Source organism: Anaeromyxobacter oryzae (assembly GCF_023169945.1).
GTDB classification, from domain to species: domain Bacteria; phylum Myxococcota; class Myxococcia; order Myxococcales; family Anaeromyxobacteraceae; genus Anaeromyxobacter; species Anaeromyxobacter oryzae.
This window is the reverse complement of the sequence record NZ_AP025591.1, coordinates 5,840,397-5,858,390: the sequence shown is the minus strand read 5'-3', so window position 1 is coordinate 5,858,390 and position 17,994 is coordinate 5,840,397. Positions and strand designations below refer to the sequence as shown.

Below are 17,994 nucleotides of genomic sequence, written 5' to 3'. Positions count from 1 at the left end.
GCCTCGCCCGCCTCGGGGCGCGGGACCGGTGCGGCAGGTCCGTCACGCCGCCCTCACGCCCGCGGCTGATCCGGTGCGGCGCCGCGGGGCGCGGTCGTCTCGTCCTCCTCCGGCTTGGACGGCCCCTCCCTGGGCAGCTCGATGACGAACGTCGCCCCGGCGCCGCGCGCGGCCTCCGCGTGCACGGAGCCGCCGTGGGCCTCGACGATCCGGCGCGTCAGGTACAGCCCCAGGCCGAGCCCGCCGTAGTGGCGCCACGACGCGGCTCGCTCGAAGCGATCGAAGATCCGCTCGACGTCCGCGGGATCGATGCCGACCCCCCGGTCCACGACCGCGATGCGGGCCACGTCGCCGTCCGCCTCGACGCGCACGACGACGGGGCGCCCCGCGCCGTAGCGGAGGGCGTTCGAGACGAGGTGGCCGACGGCCTGATCGACGCGGGCGCGATCGAACCGGGCGCGGACCGGCCCGGCCGCCTCGAGCCGGACCTCGGTGCCCTCGCGCGCGGCCCCCGGCGCGACGCGCGCCACCAGGTCGCGCGCGACCTCGGCGAGGTCGGCCTCCTCGGGCTCGAGCCGCACCCGCCCCTCGGCCGCGAGGCGGGAGACGTCCAGGAGGCCGTCGAGGAGCGCGTTGAGGCGGAGCGTCTGGCGGACCGCGGCGACCGCCTTCTCCTCGAGGCGGCGCGGATCGGCGCCGCCGCGGCAGACCGCGGCGCGGAGCCCCTCGACGCGCAGGCGCAGGCTGGCGAGTGGCGTCCGCAGCTCGTGCGAGGCGACCTGCAGGAACTCGTCCCGCGTGCGGACCGCCTCGCGGAGGTCGCGCTCGACCCGCTTGCGTGCCGAGAGGTCCTCCGCGGCGCGGACGAAGTAGAGGGCGGCGCCGCGCGCGTCGCGCACGAGCGCGCAGGTGACGTTCACCCACTGCGACCTCCCATCGGCGCGGAGGATGCGGGACTCGAGCGCGTAGCCTTCCACCTCGCCCCTGAGGAGCCGGTCCGCCGCCGCCGCGTCCGCCGCGCGATCCTCGGGGTGCGTGACGTCCGCCACCGTGAGCCCGGCGAGCTCCTGCTCGTCGCGCCCGAGCAGCGCGCGGTAGCGCCGGTTCGTGAGGAGCCACCGGCCGTCGAGGTCCACGTGGGCCATCCCGACGGCGGCCTGCTCGAACGTCGACCTGAAGCGCACCTCGCTCCGCCGCAGCGCCGAGTGCGACCGGCCGAGCGAGAGGCCGAGGACGGTCGCCAGCACGACGCCGAGCGCGGCCGCCCCGACGACGACCCCCACCGCGCGCCGCTCGCCCGCGGCGATGCGGGCGCGGCCGGCCGCGAGCGCCTCGTGCTGGCGCGCGACGTGCCGCGCCAGCGCGTCGTCGATCCGGGTCCGGAGCGGTCCGACCTCCTGCTCGAGCCGTCTGGCGAGGAGCACCGGAGGCACGCCCCGGAACCGGGCCTCCATCAGCACCTCCGCGATCGCGCGGAGGCGCGCGTGATCCGCGTCGATGGACGCGACGAGCGCCGCGTCGTCGGCGTCCGGGGCCCGCGCGCGGGCCCTCCCGAGCAGGTCCATCGCCTCCGCCTGGTTCGCGCCGAGCGCGCGGAGCGTCCGCGGCTCCGGGGCGAGCACGGCGTCGCGGACGAGCCGGGCGCCCAGCTCGCTCACCGCCGCGAGCCGCTGCGCCTCGACGAGCCCGGCCACCTGGGTGTCGAGGAGCCGTTCCCACGCGGCCGAAGCCGACCGGAGCTCCCGCACCGCGAGCCCCGTCATGACGAGGATCGTGGCGATCGCGCCCGCGAGCGCGAGCGGCCACAGCGCCGCCCGGTGCGGAGGGTTCGTGAAGCCGTCCGTCGCTCGCCTGCCGCGCATCTCGCGGGGACGCCGGCCTCCCCTGGCGCCGGCGTGGCCGGCTCGGGTCCCTCCCGCAATGTGCGCCCTCCGCGGCGCCCGTGCGGGGGCGCGCCCGGGTGCCGGCGGCGGCGCGCGTGCGCATCTCTCCAGCGCCATGGCCGACGTGCCCGATCGCCACTCCGACGCCGACTACCGCGCCCTCGTCGAGGCGCTCGCCCGCGAGGGGCTGCCGCGCCGCACCGAGGCGGTCCGCGCCGTAGAGGCCGTCGCCTGCGCGCTCGCCCGGCGGATAGGCTCCGAGCACTTCGAGGATCTGCGCGAGCTCCTCCCCGAGCCCTTCCGCGGCCGCCTCGTCGCGTGCGAGCGGCACGCCACCGCGGAGCGTCCGATCCGGACCGCGGAGGATTTCTACGCCTCGGTCGCGGACGACCTGGGGCGCGACCCGTCCGAGGTCGAGGGCGCGGCGCGCGCGGTGTTCGCGGCGCTGCGGACCCAGGTGACGGAGCAGGAGGCGGACGACCTCGGCGACCGGCTCCCGCCGGAGCTCCTGCCGCTCTGGCGACGCCCGAGCTGACGCTCGCCCCGTCACCGCCGGCGGGCGCGGAAGCGCTTCAGGCGCACCGCGTCCTCGCGCTGGCGCTCGTCCAGCGCCCCGGCGATCCGCGCCGCCTCCGCCCGGAGCGCCGGGAGGACCAGCTGCTCGAGGCCGTTGATCCGGCGCGAGGTCTCCTGGATCTCGTCCCCGAGCCGTGCGAGGTGCAGCTCGCGGCTCGCGATCCCGAGGAGCACCTCGAGCGCCTCCTCGTGGCGGCGCGCCGCCTCCGCTCCGGCGAGCCCCCAGCTCGTGGGCGCGGTGCCGCGCGCGTCCGCCGCCCGCACGAGCGGCGGGGCTCGCACCTCCGGCGTCGGGACGCCCCACACCCGCCGGAGCTTCACCTCGACGGGGACGTCGCGCCCCGCCGCCGAGGCGAGCGACGCCAGGAGGGGTCCGCCCTCCAGCGCCCGGGCGACGCCCAGCGCCCGCGTGGCCGCGCCGAGCACCTCGTCGAGCCGCGCGCGCCCGGCGAGCACCTCCGAGACCAGCCGCCACAGCTCACCCGCGAGCACCTCGCGCTTCGCGCGCAGCAGGCGCGCCCCGCGGCGGGCGATCTCGCGCCGGCTCCGCACCTCGAGGAGCCCGGTGCGCGTGGTCGGGGCGTGGCTCACGGCGCCCTCCCCGCGGCCGGCCGCGCCGCGAGCAGCGCCTCCGGGATCCGGGTCAGCGCCGCGGGCGGGAACGTCCCGAGGAGCCGCCAGCCGACCTCGAGCGTCTCCTCGATGGTGCGGAAGACGCCGCCCTGGCCGACGAGCTCCGCCTCGAAGCGATCCGCGAACCCGAGGAGCCGCTTCTCCTCCTCGCCGAGGTTCGCCGCGCCGACGATCGCCGCCATCCGGCGCACGTCGCGACCGCGCGCGTACAGCGCGTAGAGCTGGTCGGCGACGGGCCGGTGGTCCGCGCGGGTCTTCCCCGGCCCGGCGCCGAGGCCCATGAGGCGCGAGAGGGACGGGAGGACGTCGATGGGCGGGTACACGCCGCGGCGATCGAGGTCGCGCGCGAGGACGATCTGCCCCTCCGTGATGTAGCCGGTGAGATCCGGGATCGGGTGCGTGAGGTCGTCGTCCGGCATCGTGAGGACCGGGAGCTGCGTGAGCGAGCCCGGCCGGCCGCTGATGCGCCCCGCGCGCTCGAAGATCGTGGCGAGGTCCGTGTACATGTACCCGGGGTAGCCGCGGCGGCCCGGCACCTCCTCGCGGGCGAGCGCCACCTCGCGGAGCGCCTCGCAGTAGCTCGTCACGTCGGTGAGGACGACGAGCACGTGGAGCCCGTGTCGGAAGGCGAGGTGCTCGGCCGCGGTCAGCGCACAGCGCGGCGTCATGAGCCGCTCGATGGGAGGGTCGTCGGCGCGGTTCAGGAAGACGACGGTGCGATCGAGGACGCCCGCCGCGCGGAACGCCTCGAGGTACGCATGGTAGTCGCGGAACGGCGCGCCCATCGCGGCGAACACGACGGCGAAGGCCTCCGCTCCCGCCCCGCGGACGCGCGCCTGGCAGGCGATCTGCGCGGCGAGGCGCCCGGCAGGGAGCCCGGCGCACGAGAAGATCGGGAGCTTCTGGCCGCGGACGAGCGTGTTCATCCCGTCGATCGCGGAGACGCCGGTCTCGATGAACTCGGACGGCTTCTCGCGGCGCGTGATGTTGATCGCCGCGCCGGCGATGGAGGGGCGCGCCTCGGGGATCGGGGGCGGCAGCCCGTCGGCCGGCCGGCCCATCCCGTCGAGCACCCGGCCGAGCATGGCACGCGAGACGCCGAGGCGGGCGACCTCGCCGGTGAGCGTCACCTCGGCGCGCGCCGGCGGGATCCCGCGGGTCTCCTCGAGCACCTGGATCGCGATCCGCTCGCGCGAGAGCGCGATGACCTGGCCCCGCCGCTCGCCGCCCCCTTCGCCGGGACCGGCAGGGAGGACGATGCGGACCACCTCGCCGAGCCGCGCCCGCGGACCGCCCTCTAGGAAGAGGAGCGGGCCCGCGAGGGCGCTGGCGCCGCGCACGCGTCGGGTGAGGAGGTCCATCGCTAGTCCGCCTCGAGGCGCGCGAGGGCGTCCGTCATCTCGGCGCGGAGCGCCTCGGCGCCGCGCCGCATGTCACTGGAGGGGATCTGCCCGAGCCGCAGCAGCTTCGTCGGCACGCCCGTGTCGAGCACGGCACGGAGCGGCACGCCGGATCCCACCGCCGCCCCCGCCCGCCGGTGCCACTCGAGCACGAGCCGCAGCATCTCGAAGGCCTTGTCGGGCGGGCAGCTCGCGTCGGCGGCGTCGAGCGCGCTCTGCCGGAGGAAGCCTTCCCGCAGCAGGCGCGCCGACTCGAGGACGAGCCGCTCGGCGTCCTGCAGCGACTCCGTCCCGACGAGCTCCGCGACCTCGGCGAGCTCCCGCTCGCGCTGCAGCAGCTTCGTCGCCTCCTCGCGGAGCGCCCCGAAGCCGCTCCCGGCCTCCCGCTCGAACCATGCGACGAGCCGCTCCCCCTCGAGCGAGAAGGACGACGTCCAGTCGATGGCCGGGAAGTGGCGGCGGTGCGCCAGATCGGCCGACAGCGCCCACAGCGCGCCCGTGGCGCGGAGCGAGCACTGCGTCACGGGCTCGGAGAGATCACCGCCGGGCGGCGAGATCGCGCCCACCATCGTCACCGCGCCCTCCCCGCCGCCCAGGGTCTCGACCCGCCCCGCCCGCTCGTAGAACCGCGCCAGCCTCGACGCGAGGTACGTCGGATAGCCCTCCTCGCCCGGCATCTCCTCCAGCCGCGCCGCGATCTCGCGGAGCGCCTCCGCCCAGCGCGACGTGGAGTCGATCATGAGGGCCACCGAGCGGCCCATGTCGCGGAAGTACTCGGCGATCGTGCAGCCGGTGTAGATGGACGCCTCGCGGGCGGCGACCGGCATGTTGGACGTGTTCACGACGAGGACGGTCCGGTCGAGGAGCGGGCCGCCGGTGCGCGGGTCCTCGAGCCGGGGGAACTCGTCGAGCACCTCCGCCATCTCGTTCCCGCGCTCGCCGCAGCCGACGTAGACCACCACGTCCGCCGCCGCCCACTTCGCGAGGCTCTGCTCGAGGACGGTCTTCCCGGTGCCGAAGCCGCCTGGCACGATCGCGGTGCCGCCGGACGACACCGGGAAGAAGCAGTCCAGGACGCGCTGGCCCGTGAGGAACGGCACGTCCGGCGGGAGCCGCCGCCGGACCGGCCGCGGCCGGCGCACCGGCCAGCGCTCGAGGAGCGCGACCGTCTTCCCGTCCTCCAGCGTAACGACGGCGTCCTCGAGCGCCGCGCCGCCAGGCCGCACCGCGTCCACGCGTCCGGTCACGCCGGGCGGCGCGAGCACCGGGTGCTCCGGCGCGCCGAGGGACCGCGCCGTGCCCACCCGCGTCCCGGGGCGGACCGTGTCGCCGGGTCGGACGGACGGCTCGAAGTCCCACGCCCGGTCGCGGTCGAGCGCCGGGAGGACCGCGCCGCGGCCGAGGAAGTCGCCCTCGCGGCTCGCGAGCGCCGCGAGCGGACGCTGCACGCCGTCGAAGATCGCGCCGAGGAGCCCGGGGCCGAGCTCCGCAGCGAGGGGCGCGCCGAGCCCCTCCGCGGGCTCCCCCAGCTCGAGCCCGGCCGTCTCCTCGTACACCTGGACCGTGGCGCGATCGCCCTCGATCCGGATCACCTCGCCGAGGAGGCGATCCGTCCCGACCCGGACGACCTCGTTCAGCGCGGCGCCGCCGAGCCCCTCCGCGATCACCGTCGGCCCCGCGACCTGGACGATGCGTCCGATCATGGCGTCCCTCCCCCGCCCAGCTTCACGCCGTACCCGACCGCGCGCCGCACCAGCGCCGCGACGTAGGCGCTCCCCCGCGCCTCGCCCGGTCCACGCGGCAGCGCGAACGGCAGGATCACCGGGAGCCCCCGCGCGCGGGCCCGGGCGAGGAGCCGCGGCGGGATCGCCGCGAGCACGCGCTCCTCGATCGCGAGGACGCCCGTGCGTGGCTCCGCCAGGAGCCGGCGCACGGCGTCCCCCTCCTCACCCGGCGCGACCGGCTCGACCGGGGCGCCGGCGAGCTGAAACCCGAGGGCGTCGGCCGGCCGCACGGCGACGACGAGCCGGAGCGCCTCCTCGCGCGCCGGCCCGACCACCCGCGGCCCACCGTGCCCCGGCTCCGTCATTTCACACCTTCCTCGAGCCCGAGGATGGTCTCGAGCGGCAGCCCGAGCGCGGCGCCGCGCAGGACCAGCGCGATGCGCCGGACCTCCTCGCGGCGCTCGAGCAGGTACCGGAGCGGCACCGCGATCGACAGCGGGCGGAGCCGCGCCTCGCGCCGCAGCGGCGCGAGCACGGACGCCTCCAGCGCGCGCTCGACGGCCCAGGGCTCCGCCGCCGCCGCCGCGATCGCCGGGAAGGCCGCGGCGAGCGCCGCCCGGGCCGCCTCGCGCGTCCCGGCGGCGAGGGCGCCGAGCGCGGCCGGGACGAGGCGCCGGCCGCCGCCGAGCCACGGCTCCGCCGCGAGCGGCGCGCCGGCCACGAGCAGGAGCGTCGCCGCGTTCCGCGCGTCGACGCGGTCCGCCACGTGCCGCGCCAGGACCGCCCGGTCCTCGCCCGGTCCCCGCGTCGCGGCGCGCGCCCGCGCGAGCGCTGCGCGGTCGACCTCCAGCTCGATCGCGAGGAGCCCGTCCTCGAGCTGCAGGGGCAGCATGCCGCTCGCGACGGCGGCGAGCGCCGACCCGCCCGCGGACAGCGCCGCGAGCGCGGTCGCGACGTCCGTCGCCTGGACCGCGGACGCCACCGCCTCCGCGGCGACGCTCCGCACCGGCGGCGCCGCGGCCCGGATCGCGGCCGCCGGCGCGCCGCGGGCGACGCCGCGGATCACGGCCTTCACGACGAGCGCCTCGTCGAGATCGAGGAAAGCGCCGAGCACCTCCCGCGCACGAGCGCCCTCGGTCTCCCGGAGCAGCCACGCGGCGTCCTCGGCGAGGCGGGCGCGCAGCGCCGCCTCGGCGGCCTCCAGCGTCTCGTCCTCCGACGGCAGCGGCGGCGCCGGCAACCCGGCTCCCGCCACCGTCGACCGGAGCGCGGCGAGCCGCGCCTCGAGCCCCGGGCGCGCGAGGAGCTCGCGCGCCGCCTCCGGCCCGAGGAGCCGCGTCCGGCGGGCGCCGATCCGCGCGTTCACGCGGTCGAGCCGGGCCACGGCCGGTCCTCTCCGAAGAGCATCGCCGCGAGCTCCGCCTCGAGATCCGGCCACGCGCGGGCGAGCCGCGACGGGAGGGTGTCGTCGAGGACGAGGCGGCCGGCGACCACCTCGACGCCGCCTCTCGCCACGGGCGCGGCGCGCACCGTCGCGGCGGCGGCGCGCGCCGGATCGAGGCGCTCGAGCGCGGCGCGGCAGGCGGGCTCCGCTCCCGGATCCACGACGACCTCGACGGGCCCGGCTCCGGCCTCGGCGAGCGCCTCCGCGAGGAGGCGGGCATCGATCGCGGGCGTCCCGGCCCCGGCGAGGGCGGCGATGGCGTCCGAGTGGAGTGCCTCGAGGGCGCGGCGGCGCACCGCGAGCAGCTGGCGCTCGCGCTCTCGCGCGCGGGCCTCGGCGGCGAGGCGCGCCCGCGCGGCGGCCTCCGCCCGGGCACGGGCGAGGAGCGCGGCGGAGGCGGCGCCGGCGGCGGCCCGGGCCTCGGCCCGGATCCGCTCCGCCTCGCGCGCGCCGGCGGCGCGGATCTCCTCGGCCTCCCGGGCCGCCTCCTCCCCGATGACGCGGAGGAGCTCCGGGTAGCCCACGCTAGCCTCCCGTCAGGATGAGCACCGCGACGACGAAGCCGAGGATGACGAGCGTCTCCGGGATCGCGAGCATCACGATGATCGCCCCCCGGACCTCCGGCTTCTCGGCGAGTGCCCCCGCACCTGCCGAGCCGATGCGGGACTGGACCCACGCGGTGGCGACGGCGGAGATTCCCACCGCTGCGGCGGCTGCGAGCGCGACGAGCACCTTGTCCACGGGTACCTCCTTGCTTCCTCAGGCCGGGCGCGCGAACGGTCGGAACGGCGCGCCCCCGGGGTCATAGAACTTCTCGAAGAACTCGACGTAATGGAGACGGAGTGCGGCGATCGCCGGGCTGAGCAGCCCGAGCGTGAAGTTGACCGCGTGCAGCAGCACCGCGATCGCGAGGCCCAGCGCCGCGGGGCGGAGCCCGGACGCGATCCCGTTCGCGACCTCGGCGAGCATCACCGAGGCGAGCCCGAGCGCCATGAGGCGCGCGTACGAGAGGACGTTGCCGACGCCGAGCACCAGCTCGAGCGCGGCGAGCGGCCCCTCCGCGAGCACCGCGGCGATGAGCGCGCCGCCGCCGGCGACCGCCGCCGGCGTCAGCGCGACGCGAGGGATCGCGCCCACCGCGGCGAGCCCGCCGACCGCAGCCGACGCGAGCACGCCGAGCTTCGCCGCGCGGGCGAGCGCCTCGCGGACGTGGCCCCCGCGCAGCGCGCTCACGACGCCCAGGACCATCCCGAGCGCGACGTGCGCGCCGCCGACGCCGACGGCGAGCCAGAGGAGCGCCAGGATCGCGCGGCGGCGGTCCAGCAGGATCGGGTGGATGCCGACGTGGGCGCCGAGCTCGCCGAGGGCCTCGCCGAAGACGGCCCCGAAGAGCGCCGCCGACACGGAGCACCACAGCGCGATCCACGCGACGTCGCGCCCGAGGGCGCCGCCCGTCCCCCGGCGGCGGAGCACGAGCGCGACGGCGATGCCGGCGGCGCCGAAGGCGAGGTCGCCGAGCACGAGCCCGAAGAAGAGCGGGAACGTGAGCGCGAGCCACGGCGTCGGATCGAGCGACCCGTACCGGGGCAGCGGGACGAGGGCGAGGAGCAGCTCGAACGGCCGGATCCAGCGGCGGTTCCGGAGGACGACCGGCACCTCGTGCCACTCGCCCGGCTCCGGCGGCCGCGCCGAGACGGCGACGCGGTCCCCGAGCACGCCGCGCGCGGCCGCGAGGAGCGCCGGGACGCGCTCGACCGGCATGTAGCCGGCCGCGACGAACGCGAACCGGGTCTGCCCGCACCGCCCTGCGGCCTCGAGCTGGTCCCGCGCCGCCTCCGCCTCGCCGCGCGCGTGGGCGAGCGCCGGCGCCCACTCCGCCGCGAGCGCGGCGCGCTCTGCGTCCAGCTGCGCGATCTCGCCGGGGAGCGCCCGCGCCCGCGCCGCGAGGAGCAGCAGCACGTCGACGAGCCGCCGGCCCGCGTAGGCGGCCGGGAGCCGGACCTCGTCGACGCCGCGCTCGTACAGGAGCGCGGCGACCGCCTTCGCGTGCGCGCGCGGGACGGCGATGAGGATCCCGGTCCGCTCCGCGTCGAGAGCCCGGGACTGGAGCTCCGCCGTGCCCGCGGTGATGCGCGCGACCTCCGCCTCGAGCAGCCGCAGCGCCGCGGGATCCGTCCGCAGGACGAGGCCGTGCAGCTCCGGCTCCGCCGCGGCCTCGAGCCCGTGGCGGAGCGGGGCGAGCGCGACGACGAGATCCGAGAAGCGCTCCGTCGCGACCCGCTCCTCGGCCAGCGCGGCGCGCCGCGCCTCGAGGCCGTCGAGCTCCTCGGCCAGCGCCGCGAGCCGGGCCACCAGCGCCTCCGTCCCCGGCGCAGGCAACACCGTGCAGGCGGTCGCGGCGGCAGCGTGCGGCGGGCCGAGGCGCGCGGCGAGGGCGTCGATGCGGGCGAGGGCGTCGGCGAGCCGCGCCTGGCGCCCGGCCGCATCCGGGACCGGCTCGGCGGGGCGGAGCGGCGCGACGCCCGGCGCCGCGGCGCGAGGGGCGCGGAGCTCGAGGACGCCCTGCGCCTGCAGGATCTCGAGCGTCCGCGGGAGGAGGTCCCTCGGGCCGAGGATCTCGACGCGGGCCATCGGGAGGATCATCCGCGTTCCCCGAGCGCCGCCGCGATCGCGCGCTCCATCGCCCTCGCCCGGCCCGTCGCCACCCGCCGCTCGATGTCCGCGACCTCCGCCTCGAGCGCCGCCCGTTCCCGCGCGCGTGCGCGATCCTCCTCCTCGCCCGCCTCGGTCCGGATGCGCTCGGCCTCCCGCTCGGCCTCGACCCTGGTGCTGGCGGCGAGGGCCTCGGCCTCGCGGCGCGCCTCCTCGACGCGCGCGGCGGCCTCCCGCCGTGCCTCCGCGATGGCGCGCTCGAGCTCCGCCTCGTCGTGCCGGAGCCGATCGCGCGTCTCCTCCGGAACCGCCGTCGCCGTTGCCACGGTCGGGCCCCCCTGCAGCAGAGAGAAACCCCGCCCGCCCGGTCGAGGCAAGGCATTCGCTTCTTCCTTCGTGGGGCTGCGCCTCGCGGCTCACCGCGCCTCGCCGCGCGCGCGCGCGAGCGCTACGCCATCGCGGCCGCGCCCACCTCGGGGTGAGCGCGAGCGAACGCCACGAGGCGGTCGACGTAGGAGGCGAACGGCGGGCAGATGATCCCGGAGCCGGCGAGGTCCGCCGCGACGTTCCGCGTGTCCCAGCGGGTCGGGAGGACGAAGTAGTCGAGCGCTGCCGACGGGATCCGGAGCAGCGGATAGACGCCGGGGACCCGGTCGACGGCCCACTTCGCCAGGCCGAGCGGGAGCGGGACGTGGACGAGCCGCTTGTGGGCGGCGCGCCCGAGGACGTGGAGCATCGGGCGGACCTGCATCGGCGCGGGATCCGCGAGCTGATAGGTCTTCCCCTTCGACGCGGCCAGGCCGGAGAGATGCGCCACGGCGGCGATCACGAAGTCGCGCGGGACGACGTTGAGCTCGGCGGTGAGGTCGCCGATCGTCGGCATCACGGCGACGGGGCCCGGCTGCCGGAGCAGCCACTGGATGACGTAGTACGGACCGTCGTACTTCTGCGTCTCGCCGGTCCGCGAATCACCGACGACGATCGCCGGGCGGTAGATGGTCGCCGGGAGCCCGGCGCGCATCCGCGCCCGGACCTCCACCTCCGCGAGGTACTTGGTCTCCTCGTAGTAGTTGTTGAAGGCCTGCCCCTTCTCGAGATCCTCCTCGAGGAAGACGCCGGGGTGGCGGCCCGCGACGTAGCAGGTCGAGACGTAGTGGAGCCGCTCCAGCCGATCGCACCGCTCCGCCAGGTCGAGGACGTTCCGCGTACCCTCGACGTTGACCTTCATCGCCGGCGCGCGCGGGACCGACAGGTCGTAGATCGCGGCGAGGTGGTGGATCTCGACGACGTCCCCCGGGGCGAGCGCTGCGCCGTCGAGGCCGAGCCCGCTCCGCGCGATGTCGCCCTCGACGAGCCGGATCCGGCCCGCCGTGAGCGGCCTGGCAGCCGCGAGCGACTCGACGCGGCGCCGCGCGAGGTCCGCGAACTTCGGCTGGACGAGGCAGACCGCGGTGTCGGCCGGACGGCGCTCGAGGACGCGCGGGAGGAGCTCCATGCCGAGGAAGCCGGGGAACCCGGTGAAGAAGACGGTCGCCATGGGCGAACCCTACCCGACGCTCGCCGGGCCCTCCGGCGCCCGGTTGGGTGGACGGCGGTGCGCCCGCCCGCACGCGGCCACGGTCGCGCGGCGGGATGGGCTACACTCGCCGCAGTGCCCCGTGCGGTCCCTTCACCCTCGCGCGTCCGCGACCGGGAGGGCGCGGCGTCCGCCGCGCGACGGAAGTGATCGCGCGCCGCCCGCCCGGCGCGTTCAGCCACCCGGGGTTCGCCCGGATCGCGGAGGCGCTCGCGCGCCACGCGGGGCTCAAGGTCCCAGCGCACCGCTACCCCGACCTGGAGCACGCCGCCCGGCGCGGGATGGCTCGCGCGCGGATCGACGATCCCGCGAAGTACGCGCGGCACCTCGCCGAGGGGCGGCTCCCGCTCGCGGATCTCGTCGGCGCCTTCACCGTGGGCGAGACGTACTTCTTCCGGGATCCGCCGCAGTACGACCTGCTCCGGTCCCGCGTCGTCCCGGAGGTCGTCGCACGCCGCGCGGAAGGCCACGTGTTCCGGGCCTGGAGCGCGGGGTGCGCATCCGGCGAGGAGCCCTACTCCCTCGCGATCCTGCTCGACGGCATGGGCCTCGGCGACCGCTGGCACGTCCTCGGCACCGACATCTCGCGGCCCGCCCTCGCACGGGCGCGCGCGGCGGAGTACGGCGCGTGGTCGATCCGCGGTCCCGCCCGGACGACGGCGGCCCGCGCTCTCGAGCGCCGCGGCGAGCGCCACGCCGTCCCCGCGCGGCTCCGGGCGCGGGTCCGCATCGAGTACCTGAACCTCGCCGAGGACGTCTATCCCTCGGTGATGAACGCGACCGCCGGCCTCGACCTGATCCTCTGCCGGAACGTCTTCATCTACTTCGAGCCAGACGTCGTCGCGGCGGTCGCGAGGCGCCTCTTCGCTTGCCTCGCGGAGGGCGGCTGGCTCTTCCCCGGGCTCGCCGATCCGCCGCTCGGTATCCACGCACCGTTCCAGTCGGTCTCGACCGAGGCGGGCGTCGTGTACCGGAAGCCGGCGCGAGGGGAGGAAGGGGGAGTGCGAATCCGGATCGAGGCGCGAGCCCCGACCTCGACTCCGATCCCGACCCGGACCTCGACCTCGCCCCGGACCCGGACCTTCACGGGCACGGGTGCGGGAACGGCGCCAGCCCCATCCGTTCGCCCCGAGCGGAGCGACCGCGAAGCGGGCGCGGTGTCGAAGGGCGAGCCGCCCCCTCCGGCGCTCGCTCGGGCTCGCGAGCTCGCCGCCAGTGGCGACTGGACCGCGGTCCTCGCGCTCGCCGATCCCCTCCTCGACACCGCCGAGGGGGCCGCGGCCCTCGTCCGGGCCGCCGCGAACTCCGGCGAGCTCGGCCGGGCGGACGCGCTGTCGCTCCGCGCGACGGCCCGGCATCCCCTGGCGCCCGAGCTGCACCTCCTCCGCGCCGCGACCCTCGCCGAGGTCGGGCGCACGGACGAGGCGCTCGCGGCGGTCCGCCGGGCGATCTACCTCGACCGCGGCCTCGCGATCGCGCACGCGGCGCTGGGCGGCCTCCTCGCCGGCCGCGGCGACGTCGAGGGGGCGCGGCGCGCCTGGCGCAACGCGCGCCGGATCTGCGCGTCCCTCCCCCCCGAGACCGCCCTGCCCCTCGGCGACGGGGAATGCGCGGGACGGCTTTCCGAGATAGCATCGGCACAGCTCTCGATCCTGGGCGGAGATCCTGAACGTTGAGTGACCATCGGCGCCACGCGCCCATCGACTGGGGCGCGCTCGTCGCGCGCCTCGAGCGCGCGACGGAGGCGGTCCGCCGCGGCGACCGGCCCTCGGGGGCCGAGGCTGGCGCGATCCTCGCCGCGCGGGCGCGAGCGCTCGCCCCGCCGCCCGGCGCGCGGGAGCCGGCCGGCACCCTCGCCGTCGTCGGGTTCACGCTCGGCGACGAGCGATACGCGGTCGAGGCGGAGTACGTCCGCGAGGTGGTCCGGCCGCCTCGGCTCGCGAGGCTGCCGGGCGCTCCGCCCTTCCTCGCCGGCGTCGCGAACCTCCGCGGCGAGATCGTCGACGTGCTCGACATCCGGGGGCTGCTGGGCGTCGCGCCGTCCGCCGCGGCGCCGGCGCGCCTCGCGGTGCTCGGCGCCGAGCGCGCCGAGCTCGCCCTCGTCGTCGACGCCGTGCTCGATCTCGGCGCCGTCGACCCGGCCCGCCTCGCCTCCGCGCCGGAGTCCCCGGCGCGGAGCCGCCCCGAATACGTCCGGGGGCTCACCCCGGACGGCGTCGTGCTGCTCGACGGCGCCGCCATCCTGCGCGACCCGCGGCTCGTCGTCGACGGCGCGGGCCAGTCCACCGAGGTGACGTGATGGAGAAGGAGATGCGCTGGACCCGCTCGCTCGGGCTCCGGCTCGGAGGGTCGGTCCTCGGCCTGTTCACGGCGGCGATGCTGCTCATCGTGCTGAACGTCTGGATCCTCGCCGGCCTGCACGGCGAGGAGGAATGGACGGCGCAGCTCGTCGACGGCGGCGTGCTCCGGTATCGCGTGCTCGATCTCGCGGAGCGCCTCTTCGACGTTCCGCCGGCCCGCCGCCCCGAGGTGCAGAACCAGCTCACGCAGGCGATGGCGGACCTGGACGACCGCTACCGGACCCTCCTCGAGGGCGACGACGTCCGCGGCATCGCCCCCATCCGGGACCCGCAGCTGGTCCGATCCATCCGGGCCCGCGACGGCGTCTGGCGGAACGAGATCCGGCCGCTCCTCGCCCGGGTCGCGGCGACGCCGGATCGCGCCGCCGCGCAGGCGGACCTGGACCGCCTCCGGGAGCGGCACGAGGAGTACATGCCGCAGATGCGCGACAACGTGCGGATCGCCGGCGAGGTGACGAGCCGGCGCGTACGCGCGTTCCTGGCGCTCCAGGTCGCCTTCGCGGTCGTGGTCGCGGTCGTCCTCGTCCTCGTCCTCTCGGTCACCCGCGCGATCACCCGCCGCGTCCGCAAGCTCGCGGCCGCCGCCGACCGGCTCGCGGGCGGCGATCTCACGGCGCGCGCGGCCGTGCCGGGCCACGACGAGGTGGCCGCCCTCGGGCGCTCCTTCGACACGATGACCGCCAAGCTCCGCGCCGGCTTCGAGAAGGAGAAGTCGATGCGCGCCCAGCTCGAGGCGCTCCTCGCGGCGGTGCGCGAGACCGCGACGCGCCTCGCGACCGGCACGAACCAGATCGTCACCTCGACGAACCAGCAGGCGACCGGCGCGCAGGAGCAGGCCGGCGCCGTCACGGAGACCGTCGCGGTGGTCGAGGAGCTGGCGCAGATGTCCTCCCAGGCCGCGCAGCGCGCCCAGGCGGCGGCGGAGACCGCGAAGCGCTCCGACGGCATCGGCCAGGACGGTCGCCGCGCCGTGGATCGGGCGGTGAGCTCCATGACGGCCGCGAAGGAGCAGGCCGACTCCGTCGCCGAGAGCATCGTCCGCCTCGCCGAGCAGACGCAGGCCGTCGGCGACATCATCAACCTCGTGAACGACATCTCCGACCAGACGAACCTGCTCGCGCTCAACGCCGCCATCGAGGCGTCTCGCGCGGGCGAGCACGGGAAGGGCTTCTCCGTCGTCGCCGCGGAGGTGAAGTCGCTCGCGGAGCAGGCGAAGAAGGCGACCGTCGAGGTGCGCCGCATCCTGGGCGAGATCCAGAAGATGGCGACGCAGTCGGTCCTGTCGACCGAGCAGTACTCGAAGGGGATGGCGCAGGCGACCGAGGCCGCCCGCGGCGCGGGCGACAACATCCGCCTGCTCGCCGAGGCGATCGCGGAGATGGCGGAGACCTCCACGCACATCTCGGCGACCGCGGTGCAGCAGGCGCAGGGCCTCGGGCAGATCAACCAGGCGATGCGCGACGTCAAGCAGACGACGGACCAGACGGTCGCCGCGATCCGGCAGACCGAGCAGGCCGTCCAGGACCTCTCGACGCTCGCGGTGAAGCTCACGCACCTCCTCTCCGAGCCGGAGCGCGTGGCCGCCTAGCGGCGGAAGCCCTCGATGGATCCGGACCGCCTCCAGGCGAAGCTGCGCGCGACGTTCCTGTCCGAGCTCGAGGAGCACGTCCGCTCGCTGACGGCGGACCTGCTGTCCCTCGAGCGGGCCGGCCCGGACGAGCGCGCCGAGCTGCTCCACCGGCTCTTCCGGACGGTGCACAGCGTCAAGGGCTCGGCCCGCGCTGCGAGCGTCGAGCTCATCGAGGCCGCCGCGGCGCGGATGGAAGGCCTCCTCGCGACCGCCCGGGAGACGCAGACCGCGCCCGGTCACGCGACGATCGACCTGCTCCTCGAGGCGGTGGACGGCATCGACGAGGCGTCGCAGCGTCTCCGCGACCAGCGCGCCCTGGACGGCGGTCCGCTCGCCGCGCTCGTCACGCGGCTCGCGCCCGGCCAGCCCCCGGCGCCGGCGCCGCCCGCGGCGCTCGGCTCGATCCGGCTCGGCGTCGACCGCCTCGACCGCCTCCAGGCCCTCGAGGCGGAGCTGCGCGCAGCGCGGCACGCCAGCGACGGCGTGGGGGCCCACATCGGCGCGCTCCAGGACACGGTGCGGCGCTGGGAGCAGGAGTGGGAGGGGGACGTGCGCGCGCTCCGCGCCGCCACCCGTGCCGAGCCGTCCGGCCCTTTCCACGCCATCTCGCAGCGGCAACGTGCCCGCCTCGACCGCCTCCGGGCCGACCTCGACCGGCTCGCGGCCGAGGCGGCCGCGGCGCGCCGGCGCGTGGACGGCGCCGCGGAGCCGCTCGCGGACGCGCTGCGCGCCCTCCGGATGGTGCCGTTCGGCGACGCGTGCCTCGGCCTGGACCGGACCGCGCGCGATCTCGCGCGCGCGTCGGCGAAGGACGTCGAGGTCGTGTTCCAGGGCGCCGACGTGCACCTCGACCGCGCGGTCGCCGAGGCGCTCCGGGCCCCGCTGCTGCACCTCGTCCGGAACGCGGTCGATCACGGGGTCGAGCCGCCGGCGGACCGGACCGCGCGGGGGAAGCCGGCGCGCGGGCGCATCGTCGTGTCCGCGCTGCTCCGCGGCGGCGAGGTGGAGGTCTCGGTCGAGGACGACGGCCGCGGCCTCGACCTCGAGGCGATCGCGGCGCGGGCCCGCCGCGACGGGCTCGCCGACGAGCGTGATCCGCGCGCGCTCGCCCGGCTCGTGTTCCTGCCCGGCTTCAGCACCGCGCACACCGTGACCGACGTCTCCGGCCGCGGCGTCGGCCTCGACGCGGTCCGCGCCGGCATCGAGGCGCTCCAGGGCTCGATCGACGTGGAGACGCGGCCGGGCGCCGGGACGCGGTTCGAGCTGGTCGTCCCGCTCACGCTCGTGGCGCTCCGCGCCCTCCTCGTCCGCGCGGGCGGCGAGACGCTCGCCGTGCCCGCGAGCCACCTCCGGCGCGTGGTCGCGAGCCGCCCGGAGGACGTCCGCGCCATCGGCGGGCGGGACACCGTCGTCGTCGACGGCGCGGCCCTGCCGGTCGCGGTGCTCGCGGACGTGCTGGGCCTCCCGGCGCCCCCGCCGCCGCCGCGTGCGGCGAGCGTGCCGCTCGTGGTGGTCGCCGCGGGCGGGCGTCCCGTCGCCCTGGCCGTGGAGGCGCTGGTCGCCGAGCAGGAGCTCCAGATCCGCGGCCTCGGCGCCCGGGTGCGCCGCGCGCCTCACCTCGCCGGGGCGGCGATCCTGCCGGACGGCGCCGTGTCCCTCATCCTCCACGTGCCCGAGGTCGTCGCGACGGCGCTCGGGCGGAGCGGCCCGACCGCGCTCCACCGCGCGCTCGATGCCCCGCGCCGGCGCCGCCGCGTCCTGCTCGTCGACGACTCGCCCACCACCCGGACCCTGGAGCGGTCGATCCTCGAGGGCGCGGGTTACCTCGTCGCCACCGCCGCGGACGGCGACGAGGCCTGGGCCATCCTCGAGCGGGAGGGCGCCGACGCGCTCGTCGCCGACGTGGAGATGCCGCGCCTCGACGGCTTCGCCCTGACCGAGGCCGTCCGCGCGTCACCACGGCTCGCCGGGCTCCCCGTCGTGCTCGTCACCGCCCGCGAGACCGAGGCGGACCGCGCCCGCGGGCTCGCGAGCGGCGCGAGCGCGTACCTCGTGAAGAGCACCTTCGACCAGCGCAGCCTGCTCGAGACGCTGGAGCAGCTCCTCGGGTGAGCCC

16 protein-coding genes are annotated in these 17,994 nt (G+C 77.2%); 5 read left to right on the top strand and 11 right to left on the bottom strand.

All coding sequences use genetic code 11. From position 1 onward, the window contains the following. Nucleotides 1–53: 53 nt before the first annotated feature. Entirely contained in the window at nt 54–1,862 is a 1,809-nt protein-coding gene (locus tag AMOR_RS25640; protein ID WP_248355406.1) for a sensor histidine kinase, read from the bottom strand. A 136-nt stretch (nt 1,863–1,998) separates the two neighbouring features. On the opposite strand from AMOR_RS25640, the gene AMOR_RS25635 reads away from it, so the two are divergent. Then, nucleotides 1,999–2,418, top strand: a complete 420-nt coding sequence (locus tag AMOR_RS25635; protein WP_248355404.1) for a DUF2267 domain-containing protein — start codon at nt 1,999–2,001, stop codon at nt 2,416–2,418. Nucleotides 2,419–2,429: 11 nt separating this feature from the next. On the opposite strand, the gene AMOR_RS25630 is transcribed toward AMOR_RS25635, so the two are convergent. The 10 genes from AMOR_RS25630 to AMOR_RS25585 all read right to left on the bottom strand — a co-directional run bounded on the left by AMOR_RS25630 (nt 2,430) and on the right by AMOR_RS25585 (nt 11,849). Beyond that, nucleotides 2,430–3,050 (bottom strand): V-type ATP synthase subunit D, encoded by a 621-nt coding sequence (locus tag AMOR_RS25630; RefSeq protein WP_248355403.1) that lies wholly within the window; start codon nt 3,048–3,050, stop codon nt 2,430–2,432. After that, nucleotides 3,047–4,453 carry a V-type ATP synthase subunit B gene (locus tag AMOR_RS25625; protein WP_248355402.1) on the bottom strand — a complete coding sequence of 469 codons (1,407 nt, stop codon included), beginning with the start codon at nt 4,451–4,453 and terminating at the stop codon, nt 3,047–3,049. Before AMOR_RS25625 ends, AMOR_RS25630 begins: the two co-directional genes overlap by 4 nt. Before the next feature lie 2 nt (nt 4,454–4,455). After that, nucleotides 4,456–6,195, bottom strand: a complete 1,740-nt coding sequence (locus AMOR_RS25620; protein WP_248355401.1) for a V-type ATP synthase subunit A — start codon at nt 6,193–6,195, stop codon at nt 4,456–4,458. Continuing rightward, nucleotides 6,192–6,581 (bottom strand): V-type ATP synthase subunit F, encoded by a 390-nt coding sequence (locus AMOR_RS25615; protein ID WP_248355400.1) that lies wholly within the window; start codon nt 6,579–6,581, stop codon nt 6,192–6,194. Before AMOR_RS25615 ends, AMOR_RS25620 begins: the two co-directional genes overlap by 4 nt. After that, nucleotides 6,578–7,600: a V0D/AC39 family V-type ATPase subunit gene (locus AMOR_RS25610; protein WP_248355399.1), complete on the bottom strand. Its 1,023-nt coding sequence runs from the start codon at nt 7,598–7,600 to the stop codon at nt 6,578–6,580. The genes AMOR_RS25615 and AMOR_RS25610 overlap by 4 nt, the downstream gene beginning before the upstream one ends. Then, nucleotides 7,579–8,184, bottom strand: coding sequence for a V-type ATP synthase subunit E family protein (locus AMOR_RS25605; RefSeq protein ID WP_248355398.1), 606 nt, complete (start codon nt 8,182–8,184; stop codon nt 7,579–7,581). The genes AMOR_RS25610 and AMOR_RS25605 overlap by 22 nt, the downstream gene beginning before the upstream one ends. A gap of 1 nt (nt 8,185) precedes the next feature. Beyond that, nucleotides 8,186–8,401, bottom strand: coding sequence for an ATPase (locus AMOR_RS25600; protein WP_248355397.1), 216 nt, complete (start codon nt 8,399–8,401; stop codon nt 8,186–8,188). A gap of 18 nt (nt 8,402–8,419) precedes the next feature. Beyond that, on the bottom strand, nt 8,420–10,303 hold the full coding sequence (locus AMOR_RS25595; RefSeq protein WP_248355396.1) for a V-type ATP synthase subunit I: 1,884 nt from the start codon (nt 10,301–10,303) through the stop codon (nt 8,420–8,422). Next, a complete protein-coding gene (locus AMOR_RS25590; protein ID WP_248355395.1) occupies nt 10,300–10,638 on the bottom strand; it encodes a hypothetical protein in 339 nt (112 codons plus the stop codon). Before AMOR_RS25590 ends, AMOR_RS25595 begins: the two co-directional genes overlap by 4 nt. Nucleotides 10,639–10,760: 122 nt before the next feature. Beyond that, complete coding sequence (locus tag AMOR_RS25585; protein ID WP_248355394.1) at nt 10,761–11,849, bottom strand: SDR family oxidoreductase; 1,089 nt, start codon at nt 11,847–11,849, stop codon at nt 10,761–10,763. Between the two features lie 185 nt (nt 11,850–12,034). On the opposite strand from AMOR_RS25585, the gene AMOR_RS25580 reads away from it, so the two are divergent. The 4 genes from AMOR_RS25580 to AMOR_RS25565 are packed head-to-tail and all read left to right on the top strand — an operon-like array spanning nt 12,035 to nt 17,990. After that, on the top strand, nt 12,035–13,564 hold the full coding sequence (locus AMOR_RS25580) for a CheR family methyltransferase (RefSeq protein ID WP_248355392.1): 1,530 nt from the start codon (nt 12,035–12,037) through the stop codon (nt 13,562–13,564). Further along, nucleotides 13,561–14,187, top strand: coding sequence for a chemotaxis protein CheW (locus AMOR_RS25575; RefSeq protein ID WP_248355390.1), 627 nt, complete (start codon nt 13,561–13,563; stop codon nt 14,185–14,187). The genes AMOR_RS25580 and AMOR_RS25575 overlap by 4 nt, the downstream gene beginning before the upstream one ends. Then, nucleotides 14,187–15,836: a methyl-accepting chemotaxis protein gene (locus AMOR_RS25570; protein WP_248355388.1), complete on the top strand. Its 1,650-nt coding sequence runs from the start codon at nt 14,187–14,189 to the stop codon at nt 15,834–15,836. Before AMOR_RS25575 ends, AMOR_RS25570 begins: the two co-directional genes overlap by 1 nt. A gap of 15 nt (nt 15,837–15,851) precedes the next feature. Then, nucleotides 15,852–17,990: a hybrid sensor histidine kinase/response regulator gene (locus AMOR_RS25565; protein ID WP_248355386.1), complete on the top strand. Its 2,139-nt coding sequence runs from the start codon at nt 15,852–15,854 to the stop codon at nt 17,988–17,990. Nucleotides 17,991–17,994 lie beyond the last annotated feature (4 nt).